Origin of the sequence: Stutzerimonas stutzeri (genome assembly GCF_024448895.1) — a bacterium.
GTDB classification, from domain to species: Bacteria; Pseudomonadota; Gammaproteobacteria; order Pseudomonadales; family Pseudomonadaceae; genus Stutzerimonas; species Stutzerimonas stutzeri_Q.
In genome coordinates, this window is record NZ_JAMOIC010000001.1 from 429,343 (window position 1) to 452,467 (window position 23,125).

Here is a 23,125-nt window from a genome sequence, read left to right on the forward strand (position 1 = left end):
TGGCAGGAAACGGCCGATTATGCATGACCGCCCCAGTGAAACTCCACGCTCAACACCTTGCCATCCGGCGTCCAGTAGAAGCGCTCACTCAGTTGCCGAATCATGCGCAAGCCGCGCCCACCCAGGCCCTCGGCGCAGTACTGCTTGTTCAACACGGTCTGCACGTCGAAGCCCGGGCCGCTGTCGCGCACGGCAATGCGCAGACAGCCGGTGGGACCGTCCGACTTCACACTCAGATCGATGGACACGAAGCCTTCACTGAGTTCGCTCAACCGTCGTTGGCGCTCTTCGTAGTAATTGGCAAATCCCGCCGCATCGCACTTCTGGGCTGAATCAAGCAGCAGCACCCCGTGCTCCAGGGCGTTGGCATACAACTCAGTGAGCACCATATAGATGATCCCGGCACGCGGTCGAAGTGGGGCGATCTGCAGCAGCAACTGCATGGCCATCGGCAGCGGGTTGGCCATGCGCAAACTGCCAGGGCGCAGCTCGAACTGAGTTGTCCAGTCCCGCGCGTTCAGATCCCGAGCGTTCTTCGGATAGCTATCGAGCTGCGGATGGGCAAGTGCGTTGTCATCGGCGATCAGACTCACTTCGACCAGGCTGAGGTCGTCAAGGGTTTGACCGTGGAAGGCATGCAGCGCTTCTTCGATGTCGTCAAACAGGGCTGCCGGATCACGGTTTGCGTCCATCACTGCGAGCAACCGGTGTTCGCCGAATAACTCGTTGTCAGCATTGAAGCTTTCCAGCACGCCGTCGGACATCAGCAACAGCCGATCGCCAATGGAGATCGGCAACGTCTCGAAGCTGTCATCGAATGAAGACACATCACGCACGCCGAGCGGCAGAAACCTGGAGCGCAGCGCCAGCCGCTCGCCATCCGCCTTGAGCAGATAGCCGTCCGGCAGGCCGCCGTTCCAGACGCGAAGGATGCCCTGCTCGAGGTTGATATCCAGCAACGTGGCACAGCAGAACATCTCGACTGGCAGAATGAGCTTTAGCTTGGCGTTGATCTCGCGAATGATTTCGTTGCTGGAGTAGCCCTTGGCGGTCATGCCATAGAAGGTCTCCGCCAGTGGCATGGCGCCGATCGCCGCTGGCAAGCCGTGGCCGGTGAAGTCTCCGAGAAGCACGAACATGCGCCCGGCAGGCGCCTGTGCAGCAAGCAGCAGATCACCGTTGAACAGCGCGCGTGGGGACTGCCGGTAGCGGATATTCGGAGCGTTCAGGCAACCCGCATGGGCAACCTTGTCGAAGATCGCCTTGGCCGCGCGCTGCTCGTCAATCAATTGTTGATTGCGCCTGGCGATCAGATCTCGCTGCTCGAGCACAGTCGCCTGCAGGCGACGCAGGCGGTGCATGGCCTGGATCTTCGCTTCAAGAATGATCGGGTTGTATGGCTTGGCAATGAAGTCGTCGCCACCCGCTTCGAGACAGCGCACCAACGCCTGGTTTTCCGTCAGGGAGGTGAGGAAGATGATGGGTACCAGCTCGTTGCCGGCCAGGCGTTTGATCTCTCTTGCCGCATCGAAGCCGTCCATCACCGGCATCAATGCATCCATCAGCACCAACTGGGGCCGCTCGCTCTCGAAAAGGCGGACAGCCTCGGCACCATTTGCTGCCGTCGACACCCGATGCCCCTGACGGCTGACGATGGCGGCCAGCAGCATGCGGTCGGCCGCACCATCCTCGGCGATGAGTATGGAGAGCCGGCCTGGCATCAGGCTATCGCGAACAATTGTTCGAAATTGGAAACCGAAAGGACCTTGCGTACGTCCGGGTTGCAGTTGATCAGGTGGATGTCGGCTTTGTCGCTGCCGCCGTGATCACGCAACAACAGCAACATGCCAAGCGCCGAACTGTCGAGATAGGTTGCGCCACTGAGGTCGACCACGTAACGGCGGGGAGCGTCACCAGCGCGCTGATAGGCGTCGCGGAATGCCTGATGAGTGTTGAAATCGAAGCGCCCCTGGATGGTAATCGTCAGCTCCTGTCCATCTGCCGATAGCTGTGAACTGATGGTCATTTAATACTCCTGATCCTAAGCGGTAACGGTGGCTGCGATGCTGCTGTCCGGCGGTGGCGCCTCGCCGGGCTGACGCGTAGCCAAGTTGCGCCTGCGTCAGATGAGCAGCGGTATCGCAGCGCGCGAGCTGCATGAAGATTTAGCATTCAAAACCCGCCACAGCAAGCTTCATTCCTGTTTCGGCCTGCTTGCCAGACGCTGCGAAAATTCGTCGAGCAATTTCTGCTCGCGCTTGTCTGCAGCTGTTCTTGCTTCTTGCAGGTAGCGATCGACCAGCTTTCGCAACCCATCGAGCCGCGCGCGTCGCTGCTGCCATTGCTCGCGCAGCTTGTCGAGATTGCTGCGATGCCAGTCCACACTGCGCTGCTGCTGCCCGATGGCCGATTCAAGTTGAGACAGGAAGCGCTGGTAATTGAGCAACCACTGGCCGGACACGCCCAGGCTGCCCTGGGTCATCCACTGCTGCTGATAGTCGCCGAAATACTGCTGCAGCTCGCCCAGCTTGGATTCGGCCTGAGCCAACTGCGTCTGCCCCTGGCCGAACAGCCGGGCGGCGTCGCGCTCGGCACGCTCGGCCATGTCGATCACCGGCGCCAGACGCACCGCACGGCTCGCCGCCATCGGTTAGCCCGCGGCCTTGGGACTGAAGACCTGGCTCAACGAAGCCTCGCTTTGAGCCAGACCCTCGGCTTCGTTCAGGCCCTGCCGGAGATAGCGAACCATCTCAGCCTGCCGGGCGATAGCGAGGTCGGTTTCCGGATCGCCGCCCGGAACATAGGCGCCGACGCTGATCAGGTCGCGGCTCTGTTGAAAGCGCGACCAGAGCTGCTTGAAGCGCTGGGCATTGCGCATATGCTCGGCGCTGACCACCTGCGGCATGACCCGGCTGATCGAGGCCTCGATGTCGATGGCTGGGTAGTGCCCCTCCTCCGCCAGGCGGCGGGACAGCACAAAGTGCCCGTCAAGCACACCACGCGCGGCGTCGGCGATCGGGTCCTGCTGGTCATCGCCTTCTGACAGTACGGTGTAGAACGCAGTAATCGATCCGCCACCCTCCTCCGCATTGCCGGCGCGCTCCACCAGACTCGGCAGCTTGGCGAATACCGATGGCGGATAACCCTTCGTCGCTGGCGGCTCACCAATGGCCAGGGCAATCTCGCGCTGGGCCTGGGCGAAGCGTGTGAGGGAATCCATGAGCAGCAGAACGTTCTTGCCCTTGTCGCGGAAGTATTCGGCGATGCGCGTGCAGTACATGGCCGCGCGCAAGCGCATCAGCGGCGCGTCGTCGGCGGGTGAGGCGACGACGACCGAACGCTTGATGCTTTCTTCGGTAAGGATGTTCTCGATGAACTCCTTAACCTCCCGACCACGCTCGCCAATCAGCCCGACCACGATGATGTCGGCCTCGGTGAAACGCGTCATCATGCCGAGCAGCACTGATTTACCCACACCGGTACCGGCGAACAGACCCAGACGTTGGCCACGGCCGACGGTCAGCAAGCCGTTGATGCTACGGATGCCGACGTCCAGCGGAACGCTGATCGGATGGCGCTTGAGCGGGTTGATCACGGGGCCATCCATCGGCACCCAGTCCTCGGCTTTCATACCGCCCTTGCCGTCCAGCGCACGGCCCGCGCCATCGAGCACGCGCCCCAGCATCGAGGTTCCCATCGGCAGGCGACCGGTGTTCGCCAGTGGCACGACCCGCGCACCCGGCGCAATTCCCGCAAGGCTACCGACCGGCATGAGATACAGCTTGCCGCTGGAAAAGCCCATCACTTCAGCTTCGACCTGAGTCGGATGGTAGCTGTCTTCGTTGATTACCAGGCAGCGGCTGCCGACCGCCGCACGCAACCCTTCGGCCTCCAAAGTGAGGCCAACCATACGCAACAACCGACCCTCGAGGATCGGTTGACTGGGAAGCTTGATTGCGTCGCCGTAGGCTTCGAAGCGTTTGGCGAAACTGGTGCGTTCAAGGCGCATCGGGATGCTCCACGCCAGCGCCCAACTCCAGATGCAGATCGGCTTCGGGCGGGCTGGTGGCGTTCTCGCGCTGCTGCTCGAACAGCTGGCTGATGGCCTGACCAAGGCGGGTCTCGACACTGGCGTCGATCCGACTCTGCTCGGTCTCGATCCGGCAGCCGCCTGGCAGCAGATCGCTGTCTTCGACGATCTTCCAGTTTTCCTCGTGGCGCTCGCGCAGCGCCTTGACCAGCTCGAAGTCCTGCGGGTTTATATGGATGCGAACGTTGCTGGCGCCCATAGGCAGCAACTTCAGCGCTTCGCGCAATACCTGGCGGATCTGGCTGGAGTCGACCAGCAGGTCGCGCTGAATGACCTCACGCGCCAGCTGGCTGACTAATGTGACCATGGCGTGTTCGAGGTTACGGTCCTGATCGGCGATGGGCTCGAGCAGTTGCGTCATCAACTGCTCGAGGCTTGCGAGTTTGGGCGCCAGCGCAGCGTCCGCTTCCTGGCGAGCCTTTAGCTGGCCGGCATGAAAACCATCTTTTTCGCCGGTACTGAAGCCCTCGTTATAAGCCTCCTGCCGGATCGCCTCGAGTTCATCGAGCGTCAGCGGTTTGACTTCCTCGAACGGGACGTCTTCGCTGCGCGACAGCTCTTCCTCGGGCATCGGCTGTGCAACCGGCTCCAACTCGTCCGGCGCTGCGCCGTGCGGATCGAAGCTCGGCAAGGCCCAGCGATCGAAGACATTGACGTCTTTGGCGCGGATGACGTCGCTGGGGTTTTCCTTGGACATTGGTTCTCAGTGCCTTGCTAGACCATTTCTTCGCCGCCCTTGCCACCGAGCACGATTTCTCCGGCTTCGGCCATTCGGCGGGCGATGGTGAGGATTTCCTTCTGGGCGCCTTCGACTTCGCTGATGCGCACCGGCCCTTTCGCTTCCAGGTCGTCGCGCAGCAATTCGCCGGCACGCTTGGACATGTTCTTGAAGATCTTTTCCTTGATCGCCTCGTCCGCGCCCTTGAGCGCCATGACCAGTACATCGGAGGATACTTCGCGCATCAGCACCTGAATGCCCCGGTCGTCGACATCGGCAAGATTGTCGAAAACGAACATCAGGTCCTCGATCTGCGACGAAAGATCCTCGTCCACATCGCGGATGGCATCCATCAGCTGGCCTTCGACCGAGCTGTCGAGGTAGTTCATGATGTCCGCCGCACGCTTGACGCCGCCCAGCGTTGCACGTGTGGTGTTGGAGTTGCCCGAGAACTGCTTTTCCAGGATCAGATTGAGTTCTTTCAACGCCGCTGGTTGCACGGTGTTCAGCGAGGATACGCGAAGCACGATATCGAGCCGCACCTTGTGATCGAAGTGCGAGAGCACCTCACCCGCCTGGTCAGGGTCCAGATAGGCCACTACGATGGCCTGGATCTGCGGGTGTTCGTAGCGGATCACGTCAGCGACGGCACGCGGCTCCATCCATTTCAGACTGTCCAGACCGCTGGTGTTGCCGCCCAGCAGGATGCGATCGATCAGGCCGCCTGCCTTGTCCTCGCCCAGCGCCTGAGTCAGCATCTTGCGGATGTAACCATCCGAACCCACGCCGAGACTGGTCTGATCGCCGACGATTTCGACGAACTCGCCCATCACCTGTTCGATCTGATTCTTCTGCACATTGCGCAGCTGCGCCATGGCCGTGCCGACCTTCTGCACTTCCTTCGGGCCGAGGTGACGCAGGACCTGCGCCGCGTCCGCTTCACCCAGAGACAGCAGCAGAATCGCAGCCTTGTCGACCTTGTTCAGCTTGTTGGCGGGAACTCGAGCATCACTCATCTGCGTTGATCCACTCTCTGACGACCTGAGCCACCCGGCCCGGATCTTCTGCTACCAGATTCTTGATGGCATTCAATTGCGCATCGTATCCCTCGGTCGGACTCGGCAGCATGATGCTCTGCGGCCCGCTCAGGCTTACTCGGTCACTGCTCAACGCACCATCGATGCCTTCCATATCGCCGAGGCTTGCATCATCGCTAACCGCTTGCAGCTCTTTGCTCTTGCCGGCGTTGGTCAGGTTGTTCAGGACCGGACGCAACACTCCAAACACCAGCACCAGGATGAACAGTACACCGAGCACCTGTTTGACGATGTCCCAGAACCATGGCTCCGAGTAGAAAGGTACGTCGGCGAAGGCCTCGTTAAACGTATCAGGCGCGAACGGCGCGTTGATCACGCTGACGCTGTCGCCACGGCTGACGTCGAAACCGACGGCGTCCTGCACCAGGCGCGTGAAGCGCGCCAACTCTTCGGCGGTCCGCGGCACACGAGTGGCCTGTCCTTCTGCAGAGACCGTCATCTGATCGTCGAGTACCACCGCGACCGACAAGCGGCGCAGACGCCCCTGCTGCTGTTTGGTGTAGCTGATCGAGCGATCCAGTTCATAGTTGCGGGTCGCTTGCTCACGCTTGTCAGCCGGATAGGGCGCCAGCATCGGCTGACCGGTGGCAGGATCCATGACCTGTTGACCATTGGCATCGAGCAGCGGTTGTCCCGAAGCGATGGCGCCAGCTGCACCAGCCGCACCAGCAATGGCGTTCTCGGGGGCAGCAGCAGGCCCCGGAGGCTGGTTGCTCAGCGCGCCCGGCACGCCCTGCGGACCGAGGCTGCTCTGACGCTGTTCGCTGACGCTTTGCTCGCTGCGCAGAGCCGGTTGATCCGGGTTGAAGGTTTCGGAGGTTGACTCGACGGCGCTGAAATCCACGTCGGCCGATACTTCTGCCTTGTAGCGGCCGCTGCCCAGTACCGGTTGCAGGATGTTATGCACGCGCTGGGTGTAGAGGCTCTCCATGCGACGGCTGTAGTCGAACTGCTTGCCAGCCATGCTCAGCTCGGTGAGCTCCTGCTGATCGGACAGCAGGTTGCCTTTCTGGTCTACGACAGTGATCTGCGACTTGGTCAGCTCGGGCACGCTGGTGGCAACCAGGTTGATGATCGCCATTACCTGGCTCGGCTCGAGGTTGCGGCCGGGATAAAGCTCAACCAGTACCGATGCGCTTGGCTTGCGCTCGTCACGAACAAACACCGAACTCTTGGGAATGGCCAGGTGCACGCGAGCGGCCTTGACGTTGTTGAGGCTCGATACGGTGCGGCCCAGTTCGCCTTCGAGGCCGCGACGATAGCGGGTGGCTTCCATGAACTGGCTGGTGCCGAGGCCCTGCTCTTTATCGAGGATTTCAAAACCGATATTGCTGTCGGTCGGCGCGATACCGGCACTGGCAAGTTTCAGGCGTGCACGTGCGAGATCGTCGGCCTTGACCAGCAAGGCGCCGGAGTTGGGCTCAACGGTGTAGGAAATGTCGGCCGCCGTCAGGGTTTCCATGACCTGGTTGGCGTCCATTCCGGCGAGGCTGCCGAGCAACGGACGGTAATCCGGCTGCTGGGACCAGAGCACCACGGCAAAACCGATGGCCACGCTCGCAGCCAGCCCGACGAGCAGGCCGATCTGCCGCAGCATCGACATGTCGGACAGGTTTTCAAGGAAAGACAGGCCAAGCAGCGGCTTCTTCGGAGTATCCGAGTCGACCGGTACGGGAACCTTGCTAAGCGCTTCAGCCATTATTCAACCCTGCCTTAAACCGGCATCTGCATGATGTCTTGATAAGCCTGGACCAACTTGTTACGCACCTGGGTCATGGCCTGGAAGGAAACGCTGGCTTTCTGCGACGCAATCATGACTTCGGTCAGATCGATGCCGCCCTGCCCCATTTCAAAGGCAGTGGATAGCTGGTTGGATGCTTGCTGGGTTTCGCTCACTTTGTTGACGGCTTGGCCGAGCATGTCGGAAAAGCTGGGCGCACCCACTTCAGGAGCCGCAGTCACAGGCTTGGAACGTGCCATTGCATCGGTCTGCATGGCCCGCATTTCCAGCATCAAGCGATTGAATTCGATACCCTGACTCATCATTCCTCCAACAGCTGCGGTTTTTTTGACGCCTCGCAGCAGGCATAGAGGTAATAGCAACATCGGTGCCAGTGTTTGCGAGGAAGACGCGGCTGAGGGAATGACAGGAGACGAATGGCATCGGTAATGGCCAGCTACTGTTACGCAAATCAACCCGGCGGCTGTACCGCGACTTAGATCTATCGCTGGCATAGCCTGCATTCACAGCTAGCAGGGAACATGCCGCGGCCGCTGGCGGATCGTTGACCAGCACGCCTCCCGCCCACCTCCATGCACGCCCATCAACCGGATACGAACCAGACGATGACCTCCGCCACTCCGCCGGCTCACCGCCATTTCTTCAGGGACAGCTCCGCGTCCACCGTCGTGGCCGGCTTCATCGCCATGCTCACCGGCTATACCAGTTCGCTTGTACTGATGTTCCAGGCCGGGCAGGCCGCAGGGCTAACGGGTGGGCAAATTTCATCCTGGATCTGGGCGCTATCGATCGGCATGGCGATCTGCAGCATCGGCCTGTCCATGCGCTATAGAACGCCGGTGGTCATCGCCTGGTCGACGCCCGGCGCCGCGCTACTGATCAGCAGCCTGCCGGGCGTGCCCTACGGGGAAGCTATCGGCGCCTTTATCTTTGCCTCTGCATTGATCGCGCTGTGCGGGCTTACCGGTAGCTTCGAGCGATTGATGAGCAAAGTGCCTGCGTCGCTGGCGGCGGCTTTACTGGCGGGTGTTCTGTTCAATATCGGCAGCGAGATATTTCGCGCAGTCGAGGTACAGCCTCTGCTGGTGCTGGGGATGTTCTTCAGCTATCTGATCGCAAAGCGGCTGATGCCCCGTTACGCCGTCCTTTCAGCACTGGTGGTCGGTTGCGTTCTCTCGGCCGCACTGGGCTTGCTGGACTTTCGCGAGCTGAGTATGGAGATTGCCGTACCGGTCTGGACCACGCCAAGCCTGTCGTTCGCCGCGATCTTCAGCATCGGTATTCCGTTGTTCGTGATCGCTATGGCCTCGCAGAACATGCCAGGACTGGCGGTACTGCGCGCAGAGGGCTATCAGGCGCCGGCCTCGCCGCTTATTTCGGTCACCGGCATCGCTTCGGTACTGCTGGCGCCCTTTGGCTCTCACGGCATTCATCTGGCAGCGATCACAATGGCCATATGCAGTGGCCCGGAGGCGCATCCGGCCCCCGCAAGACGCTACACCGCAGCCGTGTGGTGTGGTGTGTTCTATGGCATCGCTGGCATATTCGGCGCCACGCTGGCCGCACTGTTCGCCTCATTTCCTTCGGCGCTGGTACTGTCCATCGCTGCGCTGGCGCTGCTCGGCTCGATCGGCAGCGGGCTGACCCAGGCCATGCAAATGCCCCGGGAGCGCGAAGCGGCGCTCATTACCTTCATGGTGACCGCATCTGGGCTGACGCTCTTCGGCATCGGCTCGGCGCTGTGGGGGCTGGTTGCCGGCGTGCTGACGCTGTTGATTGTCAGCGCGCCAAAGGCTCAGGCCGAACCATCGCGGTGATCAGATCGCGGTAGCTCCGCCGTCCACGGCAAGCGCGTGTCCGGTGGTGAAGGCGGCGCCATCGCTGCAGAGATAAAGCACCGCCGAGGCGATTTCTTCAACCTTGCCGATGCGTCCCACCGGATGCATGGCCGCGGCGAATTCCGCCTTGCGCGGATCCGCCTCGTAGGCTCGCCGAAACATGTCCGTATCGATCACGGCCGGGCAAACCGCATTGATCCGGATCTTTTTCTTCGCATATTCAATGGCCGCTGATTTGGTCAGGCCGATGACCGCGTGTTTGGATGCGCAATAGATGCTCATCTTCGGCGCCGCTCCCAGGCCGGCAACCGAAGCGGTATTGACGATAGCCCCACCGCCCTGGGCCAGCATTACCGGCAGCTGATACTTCATGCACAGCCAGACGCCTTTGACGTTTACGCCCATGATGGCATCGAACTCCGCCTCGCTGCCTTCAGCCAGGCGGCCCTGCTCGATCTCGATACCGGCATTGTTGAACGCGTAATCGATACGCCCGTAAGTCGCCACCGCCTGCTCGACCATCGCCCTGACTTGTGAATCCTTCGTGACATCGCAGCGAACGAAGATGGCTTCACCGCCTGCTTCACGGATCGCTTCTGCGCACGCCTCACCGCCCGCCTCTTCCAGATCCGCGACAACCACTTTCAGGCCCTGCTCGGCGAACGCCAGCGCCGTCGCTCGACCGATACCCGCCGCAGCGCCTGTAACCAACGCAACCTGACCGGAAAAACTCATGCTCATGTAGATACCCTGATCGAATGAATATAAAGGCAGTGAGTCCGAACGTGACCACAAACCTAACGCTGGTCATGGTTATACCGGCAACTTTGCCGGCTATTAAGCAGGAGCTGGCGATATCACTCACGCGGATGCCAATGCATTCCAACATTCCCGTCTTGCTTGCAGTGACGCCTACGGAAGGCTAAACCAACCTTTTGCACAAACAAGAGGCTTCCATGGACAAGACCAACCGCCAATTTCTGCTGGCCAAACGCCCTGTCGGCGCGCCAGACCGCGAAACCTTCGAGCTCGTTGAAAAGCCCCTGCCCGAGCTTGGCCAGAATCAGATCCTGGTCAAGAACGAATATCTGTCGCTCGACCCGGCCATGCGCGGATGGATGAACGATGCCAAATCCTATATTCCCCCGGTGGGCATCGGCGAGGTGATGCGGGCGCTGGGCGTCGGCAAGGTCATCGCGTCCAATCATTCCGGCTATGCGGAAGGTGATTACGTCAACGGCGCGCTTGGTGTGCAGGATTACTTCGTCGGGGAGCCGAAAGGCTTTTACAAGGTCGACCCGAAACAGGCGCCGTTGCCGCGTTACCTGTCAGCACTGGGCATGACCGGCATGACCGCCTACTTCGGGTTGTTATCCGTCGGCGAGCCTAAGTCGGGCGAAACTGTCGTGATTTCCGGTGCAGCAGGCGCAGTGGGTAGCGTCGCAGGGCAGATCGCCAAGATCAAAGGCTGTCGCGTGGTCGGCATTGCCGGTGGCGCCGACAAGTGCCGGTTCCTGACCGAAGAGCTCGGCTTCGACGCCGCCATCGATTACAAGAACGAAGACCTGCACGCTGCACTCAAGCGCGAATGCCCGAAAGGCGTCGATGTCTATTTCGACAACGTGGGCGGAGACATCCTCGACGCGGTTCTGACGCGCATTGCGGTCGGCGCCCGCATCGTCATCTGTGGCGCCATCAGCCAGTACAACAACAAGGAAGCGGTCAAAGGGCCTGCCAACTACCTGTCGCTGCTGGTTAATCGCGGACGCATGCAAGGCATGGTGGTCATGGACTATGTTTCGCGCTATCCCGAAGCCATGAAGGACATGGCGGGTTGGATGCAGAGCGGCGAGCTCAAGAGCAAGGAAGACGTCGTCGAGGGGCTGGAGACCTTCCCCGAGACGCTGATGAAGCTGTTCACCGGAGGCAATTTCGGCAAGCTGGTGCTGAAGGTCAGCTGACCTTCAGCCACCTCAGCTACGCCAGGTTCAGGCAAGCTCGGCAACCACAGCAGCCAGCGCCTGAGCCGGATCGGCCGCCTGAGCAATCGGGCGGCCGATTACCAGATAATCCGATCCCGCCACCATCGCCTCTGTCGGAGTGAGGATCCGACGCTGGTCGTCCGCCTGGCTGCCAGCTGGGCGTATACCCGGTGTCACCAACTGCAGTTGCGCATAGGCGCTCTTCAATGCCCGAGCCTCATGGGCCGAACAGACCAGTCCATCCAGTCCTGCTTGTGCCGCCAGCCCCGCGAGGCGCAACACCTGCTCCTGAGGTGCCATATCCAGGCCGATGTCAGCCAGGTCCGCCTGCTCCATGCTGGTCAACACCGTGACGCCGATCAGCAGTGGCGTATGCCCATTCGCCTTATCAAGCATTTCACGACACGCGACCATCATTCGCAGCCCGCCCGAACAATGCACATTGACCATCCACACACCGAGCTCCGCGGCCGCCTGAACCGCCATCGCCGTGGTGTTGGGAATGTCATGGAATTTCAGATCGAGAAAGACTTCGAAACCTTTGGCCTGCAACGCCTCGACAATCTGCGGACCGCAACGGGTAAACAACTCCTTCCCGACCTTCACGCGGCACAGTGCCGGATCGAGCTGTCCGGCTAACGCCAGCGCGGCATCACGAGTGGGGAAATCGAGCGCAACGATGATCGGAGTCTGGCAGGGCATGAAAAATCCTCGGCAAAATTCGGCGCGCATTGTCGCAGAAATCCAACAGCGATGCGGCTTCAGGCGAAGCGCCTACTGCCAGCTCATCAACCGCGCAATGGCGCTGCCAACTGGCGTGGCGTAAGGTTGAACGCAGTCCAATTCGTTCAGGAGATAAACATGCCTTGGTATATCTGGCTTTTGCTGGCACTGGTAATCGGCACCATTGTCGGCGGCCTGTTGATGCTGCGCGCGGGCGCACGGAAGATTCCGCTTACTGACGAACAGAAACAGCGTATCGCTCAGCGCAATGCCGAAGCAGACGCCGAGGATGCGCGTAACCGATAGGCTTGTCGTCAATACGTATGAGGTTTGCCCGCGGTCAACCGACTAGCCGGGCGGTCTCAATCGGTCGCAGCGTGTTCGATGGACCCAGCACTTGATCTGAGGTCACTGTTAAGTGCGCTGTCCCGTAGCCAGGCGATTGGTTGCACACCCTGGCAGCAGCCCTAGCCCCAGCCAAATCCGGCGCGACCCGGGAGCTCCGGTCAGCGCTTGAGTTCGAAGTTCAGCTGCGCACCATCGATCAGCGCGTCATCTCCATCCAGCGGGGGTAGGAGACTGCCGGTCAACTGCACGGAGCGAGCACGCTCCCCTTCGAAGAGAGGTGGCAACAAGCTCATCGAGGCAGCGCTCTGCTCCGGCTCGGCATCTTCCGCCCAGTCTTCGGGAAGGCTCAAATCCAGCTCCGCCTCGGGTACTTCGACATCTTCTACCGCAACCTTCTTCTTGATCTTCGGAGCAGCTGGCTTAGCCGGAGGTGCGGTGGCGATTCGCTCGGACGGCAGCTCCTTTGGATCGCCCTCAGCAATCGGCTCAAGCTCGACCTGAATTTCAGGAGGCTCGTCACTATCATCCCCTGCCATTTCCTCCAGATCCGACTCCGGTATCACAGAGACAGCCGGTTCCGGCGGGTCGGCAGGCGTTTCCACTCTGGGCGTAGCCGGTGGCTCGGGGCGAGGGGGGAGCTTGTCGTTGTCACATGCGCTGAGCAGAAGCAGCGCCAGCGGCAGACTCAACCATTTCATAAGCTAGCGTCTCCTCATATCCGATCAGTTCGACTGTCGGCAAAGCTCTCCTGCGAGTTCGCCAAGAGTCTTCAATGCCCGTTCTGCTTCAGTTGACCACGGCAAACCGCAATTGAGCCGCACACAATGATTGAACTGCTCGGTGTTACTGAATATAAGCCCCGGCGCAATGCTGATGCCGCGCTCCAGGGCTTGCACATGAAGCTCCTTGGTATTGACCCGGGCCGGCAGGCTGACCCAGAGAATGAAGCCGCCGGTTGGCCGCGTCATCTGAGTGCCCTCCGGAAAGTAACGCTGCACCGCCAACTGCACGGCGCTGAGATTCTTCCGATACTCGTGACGGATGTACCTGAGGTGCCGGTCGTAACCTCCATTTTCCAGATACGAGGACACCGCCATTTGCGTAACGCTGCAGGCCGAATGCGTGCTGAACGTCTGCAACCGCTGAATCTCTTCTCGATAGCGCCCCGGGACGATCCAGCCAATGCGAACGCCCGGCGAGATCGTTTTCGAGAAACTCGAGCAGTAGATCACTCGACCTTCGACATCGTTGGATTTAAGCGCCCGGATCGATCCGACGTCGAACAGCAATTCGCCATAGATATCGTCTTCGACAATCTGGATGTCGAAATTCGCCGCCAATTTAAGCAACTGTTTCTGCCGTGCGTCGGGGATGCTCCCACCGAGTGGGTTGCTCAGACGGGCAGTCAACACCAGTGCTTTGATGGGCCATTGACTGGCCGCGAGCTGCAGCGCTTCGAGGCTGAGCCCGGTGTCAGGATCACAGGGAATCTCGATTACCTTGAGCCCAAGCAGATCAGCGAGCTGGAGCAAACCGTAATAACTGGGCGACTCGGCAGCAATAAGGTCTCCGGGCTTGGTCAACACGCGCAACGACATCTGTAATGCGTCAACGCAGCCGTGCGTAATCACCACCTCCTCCGGTCCGACCACCACCCCGGCGTCGCGCATACGAATCGCAACTTGCCGGCGCAAGGGCTCATAGCCAGGGCTGAACATATAGCTGAATGCGCGCTGGCTCTGGAATCTGGTGACCTTGGCAAGCTGCTGATGCAGCGCACGTGCCGGCAGATAATCTACATGCGGCACCGCAGCACCCAACGGGATCAGCCCGTCACGCCTCGACTCGCTCAGTACCTGATTGATGATGCTGCTGCGAGTAACCAGGGTCGGCCGCTCCACCTGTGCAATATCAGGCGTGGGCGCAGTCAGGGCGGGCGTGTGGTGAACATAGAATCCCGATTGCGGACGCGCGCGGATCATCCCCTGGTCTTCGAGATTGGCGTAAGCCTGCAGCACGGTGGCGTGGCTCACGTTCAGCTGCATGCTCATCTTGCGCACGGAGGGCACACGCTCGCCCGGGCGATAAACGCCTTGCCGAATATCTTCGGCAAGCTGATGCGCAATGCGCTGATAAAGCAACAGATTGGTCATCTGATCCGTCTCCCGCCAACTGAACCATAACAGTAGTACAACACTGTTATGGCCGAGCAATACAGTTAGCGGCTAACTAGCCGACACAGTCGGTTACGTTTGCAGATTGGGCGAGAAATCAGCGCGGATTGCCTAACTGGCCTTTCTCGTCAGAAAAGAGAATCTCGACTCGCCGATTCTGTGCCCGCCCGCGGGCCGAGGCATTTTCGGCTACACGGAACTGTTCGCCGTAACCCACCACCTCGATGCGCGTGTCATCCACCCCAAGACTCTGCAAGAACTCGCCGACTGCGTGCGCACGCGCCGTTGACAAGGCGAGGTTCTCTGCCGCGTCACCACGATTGTCGGTATAGCCTTCAATCCGGATTCTGCGCTTGGGGTTGAGCTGCAGAAAATGAACAACCTTGAGCAGCGTACTGTTTGCAGATGGCCCAAGATCGGCGCTCGCAGCTTTGAACAGTACATCGCCAAGCGTCATGACCAGACCACGATCCGTTTCGGTAGCCGCCAGGCTGATCATCAGATCTTCCAGCCAACGCCCCTGGTCCTGCATATCGAGCAGCTTGGCTTGCTGAACGGCTTGCCGCAGACGCTCATGCTCCATCGCCAACTGGGTCGTCCGACGTTGGTTCTGCATCTGTTCGCTGTGCTGAAGCGCAATCTCGCTATAGCGCTGGCTGAGGTATGCGTAATGAATGACGTCTTCAGCGCTGCCCCAGTAGCTGGCGAAGCGTTTGGCTCGCTCCAGTGACTCGCTCGCGCGAACCACATCTTTGGGGGCGTCAAGTGCCACCTGTTGATCGGCGTTGACGGATTCAAATGTCATCAAAGCCTGATCCAGGTGCTGCTGCGATTGCTGGCTCGAACAGCCCTGCACGGCAGCGACGGTTATCAGGATGACTGAGGCAAGAGCGGCCCGCTTCACTGAATGGCTCCCAGTTGCTCACGCAGGCGCGCGATGCGACGGCCCAATTCAGCCATCTCCAATCGACTTTTTTCGTTCAACACCCGGGCCTCAGCCAGCCGGGCATCCAGTTCAGCCTGCTCAGCCAGCAAACGTGCCTCTCGGTAGTCCGCATCCTTCATCGCTGCGATCGCAGCGGCCAATTTCTCCTCGGCTTGCGTCAGCTCCGCCATTTGCTCCGAGGCGCCAGCCGAGCGCGCCTGAGTCAGGGCCTGCTCGGTGAGGCGCAGCTGCTCGTTGGGTGCGGGATCACTGACGCATCCGACCATCGCAGACAGTACGAGCACCAAGATAAGCGTTTTATTCACATGAAGGTCCTAGCGTTTCGGTTTGCCGGCTGGGTTCGATTGCTGCTTCCAGCGCTCGAGGTTTTCTACCAGCAGCTGCTCTGGCACCCCGGCGGCACGCAATTCTGTCATTTTTATCGCCAGCTGTCCGCGCAGCCACGGCCCGTTGCAAGCCGAGTCATGCGCAACTGCAAAGTGCAAGCCGCGACTCGATACCGCCGGCTCCAGCCGCTGAATGTCGCCGAGCAACCCAAGCTGCCCGGCCTGGGCCACAGTGCTGTACCGCTCATGCAATACATAGTCAGTCTGCCCTGCTATCAGCTTCTGCAAGGCGTCTTCCAGGCTGGGCGCCGAGCGCAGACGCAGGTTTTCCTTGGCAAAGCGCTCGAATGCTCTATCGAAACGGGTTGTAGCGATAGAGGTACCTGAGCGACCCATCAGCTCGTTCCGGCTCGAATAAAGAAAACCTGGATCGTTCCGAACCCAGGCCGACATCTGCATCGAAGCGATGGCCGGGTGAACGAAGTCCAGATAAGCGAGCTCCTCCTGATCAAGCAACGCATCGGCAAGCACGTCGACCCGCCCACTGCGCACCTGCTCGAGCGCTTTGGCGGCGTCGCCGGTGTAGAGCATTTCGAGCTTGAGGTCGAGTGAGTCGGTGATCTGCTTCAGCAAGTCGGCATTGGCGCCAACCAGACGCTTGGGGTTCTGCGGATCACGCCAGAGAAACGGCGGATTGTTCGCTCCACCTGTGGCGATCAGCCGGTCGCACTTTGCAGCTGCCGCGCTCGCCGTGAAGGAGGTTGTGGCGAGCAAAGCAAACAAAGCGGACTTCAGCAGAACGGCACATCGCATGGGTTACCTCATCGTTCGGATCGGGCAAGCGCCCGTAGGTCGTGCGAATGTTACCACCGGCCAGCATCGCCAAGCGCCCCAAAAAAAACCCGCTACGAGAGCGGGTTTTTTCGGCGAGCGGCTTGGTTAAACCAGCTGCTCGAACTCCGGCAGAATCTCGAACAGATCGCCTACCAGGCCGTAATCGGCAACCTGGAAGATCGGCGCCTCTTCGTCCTTGTTGATCGCAACGATCACCTTGGAGTCCTTCATGCCAGCCAAGTGCTGGATGGCGCCAGAGATGCCCACCGCGATGTACAGCTGCGGAGCAACGATTTTGCCAGTCTGACCAACCTGCATGTCGTTCGGAACGAAGCCCGCATCGACCGCAGCACGCGAAGCGCCAACAGCAGCGCCCAGCTTGTCCGCCAGCGAATACAGATGTTTGAAGTTGTCGCCGTTCTGCATCCCACGACCGCCGGATACGACGATCTTTGCAGCGGTCAGCTCAGGACGATCGGACTTGGCGAGTTCCTCACCAACGAATGCGGAAACACCGGCATCACCTGTACCTGAAACCTGCTCCACCGATGCCGAACCGCCTACAGCATTGACCGGATCGAAACCGGTAGCCCGCACGGTGATGACCTTGATCGCCGCGCTGGATTGCACGGTGGCAATGGCGTTACCGGCATAGATAGGACGCTTGAAAGTATCAGCACTTTCAACAGCGATGATCTCGGAGATCTGATCGACATCCAGCTGGGCGGCAACACGCGGCAGGAAGTTCTTGCCGTTGGTAGTTGCAGCAGCCAGTACGTGGGAATAATCCTTCGCCAGACCAGCGATCAGTGGCGCGACGTTTTCAGGAAGCTGATTGGTATAAGCGGCATCATCGGCAACCAGAACCTTGGATACACCTTCGATCTGAGCTGCCGCTTCACCGATGGCCGCGCAACCGGCGCCCGCTACCAGCACATGAATGTCGCCGCCGATCGCCTTGGCCGCAGCCACGGTGTTCAAAGTGGCAGCAGCCAGAACGGCATTGTTGTGTTCAGCGATAACCAGGATAGTCATTTAGAGTACCTTCGCCTCGTTCTTCAGTTTCTCGACCAGTTCCGCTACGGACTTGACCTTGATACCCGCGCTGCGTGCGGCAGGCGCTTCGACTTTCAGGGTCTTGACGGTGGAAGTCGTGGCTACACCCAATGCATCTGGAGTCAGGACTTCGAGCGGCTTTTTCTTGGCCTTCATGATGTTCGGCAGCGACGCGTAGCGCGGTTCGTTCAAGCGCAGGTCGGTGGTCACGATAGCCGGCAGGTTCAACGCAACGGTTTGTGCGCCACCGTCGATTTCGCGCTCGACATTCACTTTATCGCCGGAAACTTCAACCTTCGAAGCGAAGGTGCCCTGGGCGAAGCCGGTCAGTGCGCCGAGCATCTGGCCGGTCTGGTTGTTATCGCTGTCGATGGCTTGCTTGCCCAGGATTACCAGCTGTGGCTGTTCCTTATCGACAACGGCTTTTAGCAGCTTGGCTACTGCCAGGGAATTGAGCTCTTCGGTCGACTCGACCAGCACGGCGCGGTCAGCACCCAGTGCCAGCGCGGTGCGCAGCTGCTCTTGAGCTGCAGTTGGACCAATGGAAACCACGACGATTTCACTTGCTACGCCCTTCTCTTTAAGGCGTACCGCCTCTTCTACAGCGATTTCGCAGAAGGGGTTCATCGACATCTTGACGTTGGCGAGGTCGACGCCGGAGTTGTCCGCCTTGACGCGAACCTTGACGTTGTAATCGACCACTCGTTTGACAGCTACAAGAATCTTCATGGATTCCTCGTTACTCTCCGGTGAATAGAATTTCGCCGAGGCGAACCGAGCCATGCTCCAGGACCGGGCATAATTTCTGCCTTCAGACCTGTTCGGCGAGCACAAAACTGCACGTATCTTGACTGCTGGCATCAACCGGGGTCAACAACGCAAATGACCCGTCATAAGCCGCAGTTTCCGGATTCTAGCAGGCTTGGAAGAAATTCAAACAAACGTTTGTATTGGACCCTTTCAGGCGTCTATATATAATGCGGCAGCTCGGCTTGATCAGGGATCACGATCCAGCCCTCCACTATCTATAAAATAATCAAGCCTTGAGTAGGAGATAGCCAATGGAACGCGAATACATGGAATTCGACGTAGTGATCGTCGGCGCCGGCCCCGCGGGCCTGTCCGCTGCCTGCCGACTGAAGCAACGCGCCGCCGATGCCGGAAAGGAAATTAGCGTCTGCGTCGTTGAAAAGGGTTCCGAAGTAGGCGCCCACATTCTATCTGGTGCCGTGTTCGAGCCTCGCGCGCTGACCGAGCTGTTCCCCAACTGGAAAGAGCTTGAAGCCCCGCTGAACACCCCAGTCAAGCGTGACGATATCTACCTGCTCAAGAGCGCCGAAGCCGCTCGCAAGCTGCCCAACGTATTGGTCCCCAAGACCATGCATAACGAGGGCAACTACATTATCTCCCTGGGTAATTTATGCCGCTGGATGGCCCAGCAGGCGGAAAATCTCGGCGTCGAAATCTATCCTGGCTTCGCAGCTCAGGAAGCGCTCATTGATGAACAGGGGATCGTTCGCGGCATCCTTACCGGTGACCTCGGCGTAGACCGCGAGGGCAATCCGAAAGAAGGCATGTACACACCGGGCATGGAGTTGCGAGCCAAGTACACCCTGTTCGCCGAGGGCTGCCGAGGCCATATCGGCAAGCAGCTGATCAATCGGTTCCAGCTAAACGCCAACGTTGATCCGCAGCATTACGGGATTGGCATCAAGGAGCTCTGGGACATCGATCCTGCCAAGCATGAGCAGGGTCTGGTCGTGCATACAGCGGGCTGGCCGTTGGACGACGAGAACACGGGTGGTTCCTTCCTCTACCATCTCGAGAACAACCAGGTCGTTGTCGGCCTGATCGTCGATCTGTCCTACAGCAACCCGTTCCTCTCGCCTTTCGACGAGTTCCAGCGCTACAAGCATCATCCGGTGGTCAAGCAGTACCTCGAGGGCGGCAAGCGAGTGTCCTACGGTGCGCGCGCGATCTCCAAAGGCGGTATCAACTCGCTGCCGAAGATGGTCTTCAATGGTGGCGCACTGATCGGTTGTGATGCCGGTACGTTGAACTTCGCCAAGATCAAGGGCAGCCATACCGCCATGAAATCCGGCATGCTGGCTGCCGAAGCGGTCGCTGACGCGCTGTTCGCCGGCCGTGAAGGGGGCGATGAGCTGACCGGTTATGAAGAAGGCTTCAAGTCCAGCTGGCTCTATGAGGAACTGCAGGCGAGCCGTAACTTCGGAGCGGCGATCCACAAGTGGGGGACCGTCAAGGGTGGCGCGTTCAACTTCATCGATCAGAACATCTTCGGCGGTAAGATTCCCTTCACACTGCACGATACCAAGCCGGATTACGCATGCCTGAAAACCGCTGCCGAATCGAAGAAGATCGAATATCCAAAGCCTGACGGCAAGCTCAGCTTCGATAAGCTCAGTTCGGTGTTTCTCTCCAACACTAACCATGAAGAAGAGCAGCCCGTTCACCTCAAACTGACCGATCCGAGCATTCCGATCGATAAGAACCTACCCATGTATGACGAGCCCGCCCAGCGCTACTGCCCGGCAGGTGTTTACGAAGTGGTAGCTAACGACGACGGCAGCAAGCGTTTCCAGATCAACGCGCAGAACTGCGTGCACTGCAAGACGTGCGACATCAAGGACCCGGCGCAGAACATTACCTGGGTAGCCCCTGAAGGCACCGGTGGACCTAACTACCCCAACATGTAATAGCGCACTGATGGAGACGTTGAAGAACCCCGCCTGTTGGCGGGGTTCTTCGTTATGGCGCGGCGACGATTTCGATGCTCCGCCTGCGCGGCTTCATTGCTTGAAGGCTCGCGATGCGTCACCGAGCGACTGAACGGATTGGGTGGCATCAATGACTTCTCCCAAAAAAGAAAAGCCCTGGTCATAACCAGGGCTTTTCTTGGGGTTCGGTCATAAGACCTGCAGCTATTCAGCCATAGCTGAAGCTCAGAGCCCTGCCACGTCCTCGGCCTGCAGGCCTTTCTGACCCTGAGTGACCGAGAACTCCACCTGCTGACCTTCGGCCAGAGAGCGGTGGCCATCGCCACGAATTGCTTGGAAATGCACAAACACATCCGCACCATTGCCACGCTGGATGAATCCATAACCCTTGGCATCATTGAACCACTTGACGGTTCCGGTTTCGCGCTCAGCCATCCTACTTCTCCAACTCGATTCTTATTATTCCCCACGCGGGGAGGACGATCAGGCCTGACCTTGTCGAGTCCGCCTGCGCCAATATAGCGAAGCAGGCGTGACAAGCATGTTTCAGCGTGATCAGCGAACGAGTATAGAACAGGGAGAATTGTCGTCTTCCAGTTTTTACAGTTCATGAGGGGGGACGTGATCTGCCCCTATCTACGGCCCTCACAGGCTGGACGCACCTTGCAGACCGCTCAATCAGCCAGCCCTGCGTCTGCGCCATAGCCATGCGAGCAGGACTCCGAGCGTCAGGACCAGCGGAACCAGGGCAATGTTGAAGAACTTCAGTACACGCCCCAACCCGTCGATATCGGCATTTAGCTGGTAACGCACTTCGCGCAGTTCCTTGCGGATACGCAGCTTCTCCTGCATGTAGCCCTGCAGAGCGGACTGCTGTTCGGCGGAAAGTTCGACCGCGCCGTCCGCGTCAGGACCTTGCAGCTCGGAAAGTTGCGCCTCGGTTGCTTCCAGGCGCTGCTGCAGCACCTGCTCCTTCTCCCGGAAACGGTTCTCGGCCTGGCGCTGCAGTTCCTCAACGACCACGAACGGACGAGCGAAGCGACCGCGTGAACGAACACTGATCAGTGCGTCGGACCCCGAGAGATTATCCAGTGCATTGACCACGAAGGTGCCGTTATCAGCCCAGGGCTGCGGCATGCGCTGACCAAAGAAATCCTGCACCTGCACCCACATGCGATCAGCCAGAACATCCGAGTCGGCGACTGCGATCACATTGATGTTTGCAGCCTCTTTCAGTCCATCCTGGCGGCCTTCGATGCCGTCAGGATAAGCGGACTTAGCTGAACCCTGGATTCGCGCCGCAAGCGTGTAACGCTCGCCTGTAGGCTCCAGATCACGCAGCAACTCCTCGGGGTTTTCCAGTGTCGCGAAGCGTTCCGAGTCCATCGGCATGGCAAAACTGGAGCTTTGGATCAGCGGCAAGAACTGCGTGGTGGCGTCTTCCAACGGTTCCAGAAAGCCGGAAGTCGCCATGGTCAGGCTTTCCAGCGAGGCCGTGGTTACATCGTCATTATCCATGGTGCCTTGTGGCAGGCTCAGCCAGCCCGGGTGCCTGACAGGCCGGCGCTCGGCACCAACACCTACCGACATTGCGTAGGAGGCATCCGCCACCACCTGGCCGGACGGCATCCGCACGCCCCAGGCCTCGAACAACGGATCGAGGTCTGATGCCCTGCCCTCGCCAAACTCACCCGGGCCGATGCCCATACCCGGATCGGCTTCACTCAAAGGGTCGACGAATGCCAGCAACTTGCCGCCGCGCATGACGAACTGGTCGATGGCATACAGCGTCTGTTCCGACAGATCCTTGGGATGGACCAGCATCAGTACCGACACGTTGGCCGGAATCATGTCGATGTCGCGTTTGAGAATCTCGATATGAAACAGCTGGCGAATGTTTTCCAGCACCATCCACGGAGGCGTCGCCTGCTGGGTACGCATGTCGAAACCACCGGTCAGCGGCAGACCGGAAAGAATGCCAACCACAGGCATTTGAGCCGACGCCAGGCTTTGTACAAGCCGGCTCACTTCGTACTCCAGAAATTCCTCCTGATCCAGCGCGAAGAACGGGATGCTCTGCGTTTGACCCTCAGCGTTGGTACCGGCCAGGCCAAAATAGACCTTGTCGCCACCCTGATTCAGCGGCACGGCTTGCAAGCCGAGCTCGGCTGCACGGTCTTCGTCTTCGGAGAAAGGTTCAGGATCGATCACCTTCAGCGTCAGCTTCCCCCCGGCTTCACGGTCGTAGGCACGCAGCAGTTCTTCCACACGCCGCGCATAGTTGCGCAGCACAACCAGATCCTTGGTTGCGTCATCGGAATAAAAGAAATTCAACTCAATAGGTTTCTCGAGGGATTCGAGAATGCTCTCGGTACCGTTCGAGATGGTGTAGAGCTTCTGCTCGGTCAGGTCGAGCCGCGCATCGGTGAACACCAGACTGGAAAAAGCGTTGAAGGCCAGGAAAGCCAATGCGATCAGCAGCAGCCCGGCGCCGGAATACATCACTCGTTTCAT

23 protein-coding genes are annotated in these 23,125 nt (G+C 59.6%); 4 read left to right on the plus strand and 19 right to left on the minus strand.

Annotated elements, in window-relative coordinates; all coding sequences use genetic code 11:
- Positions 1-17: 17 nt before the first annotated feature.
- The 8 genes from NA619_RS01970 to fliE form a co-directional block, all read right to left on the minus strand.
- On the minus strand, positions 18-1,721 hold the full coding sequence (locus NA619_RS01970; protein WP_255959400.1) for an ATP-binding SpoIIE family protein phosphatase: 1,704 nt from the start codon (positions 1,719-1,721) through the stop codon (positions 18-20).
- Positions 1,721-2,026, minus strand: coding sequence for an STAS domain-containing protein (locus tag NA619_RS01975; RefSeq protein WP_255959401.1), 306 nt, complete (start codon positions 2,024-2,026; stop codon positions 1,721-1,723). Before NA619_RS01975 ends, NA619_RS01970 begins: the two co-directional genes overlap by 1 nt.
- A 168-nt stretch (positions 2,027-2,194) precedes the next feature.
- Positions 2,195-2,647 (minus strand): flagellar export protein FliJ, encoded by a 453-nt coding sequence (fliJ, locus tag NA619_RS01980; RefSeq protein ID WP_255959402.1) that lies wholly within the window; start codon positions 2,645-2,647, stop codon positions 2,195-2,197.
- Positions 2,648-2,650: 3 nt separating this feature from the next.
- Positions 2,651-4,009: a flagellar protein export ATPase FliI gene (gene fliI / locus NA619_RS01985; RefSeq protein WP_255959403.1), complete on the minus strand. Its 1,359-nt coding sequence runs from the start codon at positions 4,007-4,009 to the stop codon at positions 2,651-2,653.
- Positions 3,999-4,787 (minus strand): flagellar assembly protein FliH, encoded by a 789-nt coding sequence (fliH, locus tag NA619_RS01990; RefSeq protein ID WP_255959404.1) that lies wholly within the window; start codon positions 4,785-4,787, stop codon positions 3,999-4,001. The genes fliI and fliH overlap by 11 nt, the downstream gene beginning before the upstream one ends.
- A 17-nt stretch (positions 4,788-4,804) precedes the next feature.
- Positions 4,805-5,824, minus strand: coding sequence for a flagellar motor switch protein FliG (fliG, locus tag NA619_RS01995; protein WP_255959405.1), 1,020 nt, complete (start codon positions 5,822-5,824; stop codon positions 4,805-4,807).
- Positions 5,817-7,604, minus strand: a complete 1,788-nt coding sequence (gene fliF, locus NA619_RS02000; protein ID WP_255959407.1) for a flagellar basal-body MS-ring/collar protein FliF — start codon at positions 7,602-7,604, stop codon at positions 5,817-5,819. The genes fliG and fliF overlap by 8 nt, the downstream gene beginning before the upstream one ends.
- A gap of 14 nt (positions 7,605-7,618) precedes the next feature.
- On the minus strand, positions 7,619-7,948 hold the full coding sequence (gene fliE / locus NA619_RS02005) for a flagellar hook-basal body complex protein FliE (RefSeq protein WP_255959409.1): 330 nt from the start codon (positions 7,946-7,948) through the stop codon (positions 7,619-7,621).
- A gap of 303 nt (positions 7,949-8,251) precedes the next feature.
- Here fliE and NA619_RS02010 point away from each other — a divergent pair, with 303 nt between their 5' ends.
- Positions 8,252-9,463, plus strand: coding sequence for a benzoate/H(+) symporter BenE family transporter (locus NA619_RS02010; protein ID WP_255959411.1), 1,212 nt, complete (start codon positions 8,252-8,254; stop codon positions 9,461-9,463).
- Here NA619_RS02010 and NA619_RS02015 read toward each other — a convergent pair whose 3' ends face one another.
- Positions 9,464-10,225 carry an SDR family oxidoreductase gene (locus NA619_RS02015; RefSeq protein ID WP_255959413.1) on the minus strand — a complete coding sequence of 254 codons (762 nt, stop codon included), beginning with the start codon at positions 10,223-10,225 and terminating at the stop codon, positions 9,464-9,466.
- A 215-nt stretch (positions 10,226-10,440) separates the two neighbouring features.
- Here NA619_RS02015 and NA619_RS02020 point away from each other — a divergent pair, with 215 nt between their 5' ends.
- Positions 10,441-11,445, plus strand: coding sequence for an NADP-dependent oxidoreductase (locus NA619_RS02020; protein WP_255959415.1), 1,005 nt, complete (start codon positions 10,441-10,443; stop codon positions 11,443-11,445).
- A gap of 27 nt (positions 11,446-11,472) precedes the next feature.
- Here the strand turns inward: NA619_RS02020 and pyrF are convergent, their stop codons facing one another.
- Positions 11,473-12,168, minus strand: a complete 696-nt coding sequence (pyrF, locus tag NA619_RS02025; protein ID WP_255959417.1) for an orotidine-5'-phosphate decarboxylase — start codon at positions 12,166-12,168, stop codon at positions 11,473-11,475.
- A gap of 159 nt (positions 12,169-12,327) precedes the next feature.
- Between pyrF and NA619_RS02030 the strand changes: the two genes are divergently transcribed.
- Positions 12,328-12,495, plus strand: a complete 168-nt coding sequence (locus NA619_RS02030) for a DUF2897 family protein (RefSeq protein ID WP_255959419.1) — start codon at positions 12,328-12,330, stop codon at positions 12,493-12,495.
- A gap of 200 nt (positions 12,496-12,695) precedes the next feature.
- Here the strand turns inward: NA619_RS02030 and NA619_RS02035 are convergent, their stop codons facing one another.
- The 7 genes from NA619_RS02035 to NA619_RS02065 form a co-directional block, all read right to left on the minus strand.
- On the minus strand, positions 12,696-13,235 hold the full coding sequence (locus NA619_RS02035) for a hypothetical protein (protein WP_255959421.1): 540 nt from the start codon (positions 13,233-13,235) through the stop codon (positions 12,696-12,698).
- 24 nt (positions 13,236-13,259) lie between these two features.
- Positions 13,260-14,690 (minus strand): PLP-dependent aminotransferase family protein, encoded by a 1,431-nt coding sequence (locus NA619_RS02040; protein WP_255959422.1) that lies wholly within the window; start codon positions 14,688-14,690, stop codon positions 13,260-13,262.
- 118 nt (positions 14,691-14,808) lie between these two features.
- Positions 14,809-15,615 carry an OmpA family protein gene (locus tag NA619_RS02045; RefSeq protein ID WP_255959423.1) on the minus strand — a complete coding sequence of 269 codons (807 nt, stop codon included), beginning with the start codon at positions 15,613-15,615 and terminating at the stop codon, positions 14,809-14,811.
- Positions 15,612-15,923, minus strand: a complete 312-nt coding sequence (locus NA619_RS02050; RefSeq protein ID WP_255959546.1) for a DUF4398 domain-containing protein — start codon at positions 15,921-15,923, stop codon at positions 15,612-15,614. The genes NA619_RS02045 and NA619_RS02050 overlap by 4 nt, the downstream gene beginning before the upstream one ends.
- Before the next feature lie 48 nt (positions 15,924-15,971).
- Positions 15,972-16,796: a substrate-binding periplasmic protein gene (locus NA619_RS02055; protein WP_255959426.1), complete on the minus strand. Its 825-nt coding sequence runs from the start codon at positions 16,794-16,796 to the stop codon at positions 15,972-15,974.
- 126 nt (positions 16,797-16,922) lie between these two features.
- A complete protein-coding gene (locus NA619_RS02060; RefSeq protein ID WP_255959427.1) occupies positions 16,923-17,852 on the minus strand; it encodes an electron transfer flavoprotein subunit alpha/FixB family protein in 930 nt (309 codons plus the stop codon).
- On the minus strand, positions 17,853-18,602 hold the full coding sequence (locus tag NA619_RS02065; RefSeq protein WP_255959428.1) for an electron transfer flavoprotein subunit beta/FixA family protein: 750 nt from the start codon (positions 18,600-18,602) through the stop codon (positions 17,853-17,855).
- Between the two features lie 332 nt (positions 18,603-18,934).
- Here NA619_RS02065 and NA619_RS02070 point away from each other — a divergent pair, with 332 nt between their 5' ends.
- A complete protein-coding gene (locus NA619_RS02070) occupies positions 18,935-20,590 on the plus strand; it encodes an electron transfer flavoprotein-ubiquinone oxidoreductase (protein WP_255959429.1) in 1,656 nt (551 codons plus the stop codon).
- 246 nt (positions 20,591-20,836) lie between these two features.
- On the opposite strand, the gene NA619_RS02075 is transcribed toward NA619_RS02070, so the two are convergent.
- Positions 20,837-21,046 (minus strand): cold-shock protein, encoded by a 210-nt coding sequence (locus tag NA619_RS02075; RefSeq protein ID WP_255959430.1) that lies wholly within the window; start codon positions 21,044-21,046, stop codon positions 20,837-20,839.
- A gap of 243 nt (positions 21,047-21,289) precedes the next feature.
- Positions 21,290-23,125: a GldG family protein gene (locus tag NA619_RS02080; protein WP_255959431.1), complete on the minus strand. Its 1,836-nt coding sequence runs from the start codon at positions 23,123-23,125 to the stop codon at positions 21,290-21,292.

Coding starts and splice junctions, on each gene's coding strand:
- NA619_RS02035 (WP_255959421.1), bottom strand. CDS start 13,235: ATGAAATGGTTGAGTCTGCCGCTGGCGCTGCTTCTGCTCAGCGCATGT.
- pyrF (WP_255959417.1), bottom strand. CDS start 12,168: ATGCCCTGCCAGACTCCGATCATCGTTGCGCTCGATTTCCCCACTCGT.
- NA619_RS01975 (WP_255959401.1), bottom strand. CDS start 2,026: ATGACCATCAGTTCACAGCTATCGGCAGATGGACAGGAGCTGACGATT.
- NA619_RS02060 (WP_255959427.1), bottom strand. CDS start 17,852: ATGACTATCCTGGTTATCGCTGAACACAACAATGCCGTTCTGGCTGCT.
- NA619_RS02015 (WP_255959413.1), bottom strand. CDS start 10,225: ATGAGCATGAGTTTTTCCGGTCAGGTTGCGTTGGTTACAGGCGCTGCG.
- NA619_RS02075 (WP_255959430.1), bottom strand. CDS start 21,046: ATGGCTGAGCGCGAAACCGGAACCGTCAAGTGGTTCAATGATGCCAAG.
- NA619_RS02050 (WP_255959546.1), bottom strand. CDS start 15,923: ATGGTCGGATGCGTCAGTGATCCCGCACCCAACGAGCAGCTGCGCCTC.
- NA619_RS02065 (WP_255959428.1), bottom strand. CDS start 18,602: ATGAAGATTCTTGTAGCTGTCAAACGAGTGGTCGATTACAACGTCAAG.
- NA619_RS02040 (WP_255959422.1), bottom strand. CDS start 14,690: ATGACCAATCTGTTGCTTTATCAGCGCATTGCGCATCAGCTTGCCGAA.
- fliE (WP_255959409.1), bottom strand. CDS start 7,948: ATGAGTCAGGGTATCGAATTCAATCGCTTGATGCTGGAAATGCGGGCC.
- fliJ (WP_255959402.1), bottom strand. CDS start 2,647: ATGGCGGCGAGCCGTGCGGTGCGTCTGGCGCCGGTGATCGACATGGCC.
- fliG (WP_255959405.1), bottom strand. CDS start 5,824: ATGAGTGATGCTCGAGTTCCCGCCAACAAGCTGAACAAGGTCGACAAG.
- NA619_RS02080 (WP_255959431.1), bottom strand. CDS start 23,125: ATGAAACGAGTGATGTATTCCGGCGCCGGGCTGCTGCTGATCGCATTG.
- NA619_RS02030 (WP_255959419.1), top strand. CDS start 12,328: ATGCCTTGGTATATCTGGCTTTTGCTGGCACTGGTAATCGGCACCATT.
- NA619_RS02055 (WP_255959426.1), bottom strand. CDS start 16,796: ATGCGATGTGCCGTTCTGCTGAAGTCCGCTTTGTTTGCTTTGCTCGCC.
- fliF (WP_255959407.1), bottom strand. CDS start 7,604: ATGGCTGAAGCGCTTAGCAAGGTTCCCGTACCGGTCGACTCGGATACT.
- NA619_RS01970 (WP_255959400.1), bottom strand. CDS start 1,721: ATGCCAGGCCGGCTCTCCATACTCATCGCCGAGGATGGTGCGGCCGAC.
- NA619_RS02020 (WP_255959415.1), top strand. CDS start 10,441: ATGGACAAGACCAACCGCCAATTTCTGCTGGCCAAACGCCCTGTCGGC.
- fliH (WP_255959404.1), bottom strand. CDS start 4,787: ATGTCCAAGGAAAACCCCAGCGACGTCATCCGCGCCAAAGACGTCAAT.
- fliI (WP_255959403.1), bottom strand. CDS start 4,009: ATGCGCCTTGAACGCACCAGTTTCGCCAAACGCTTCGAAGCCTACGGC.
- NA619_RS02010 (WP_255959411.1), top strand. CDS start 8,252: ATGACCTCCGCCACTCCGCCGGCTCACCGCCATTTCTTCAGGGACAGC.
- NA619_RS02070 (WP_255959429.1), top strand. CDS start 18,935: ATGGAACGCGAATACATGGAATTCGACGTAGTGATCGTCGGCGCCGGC.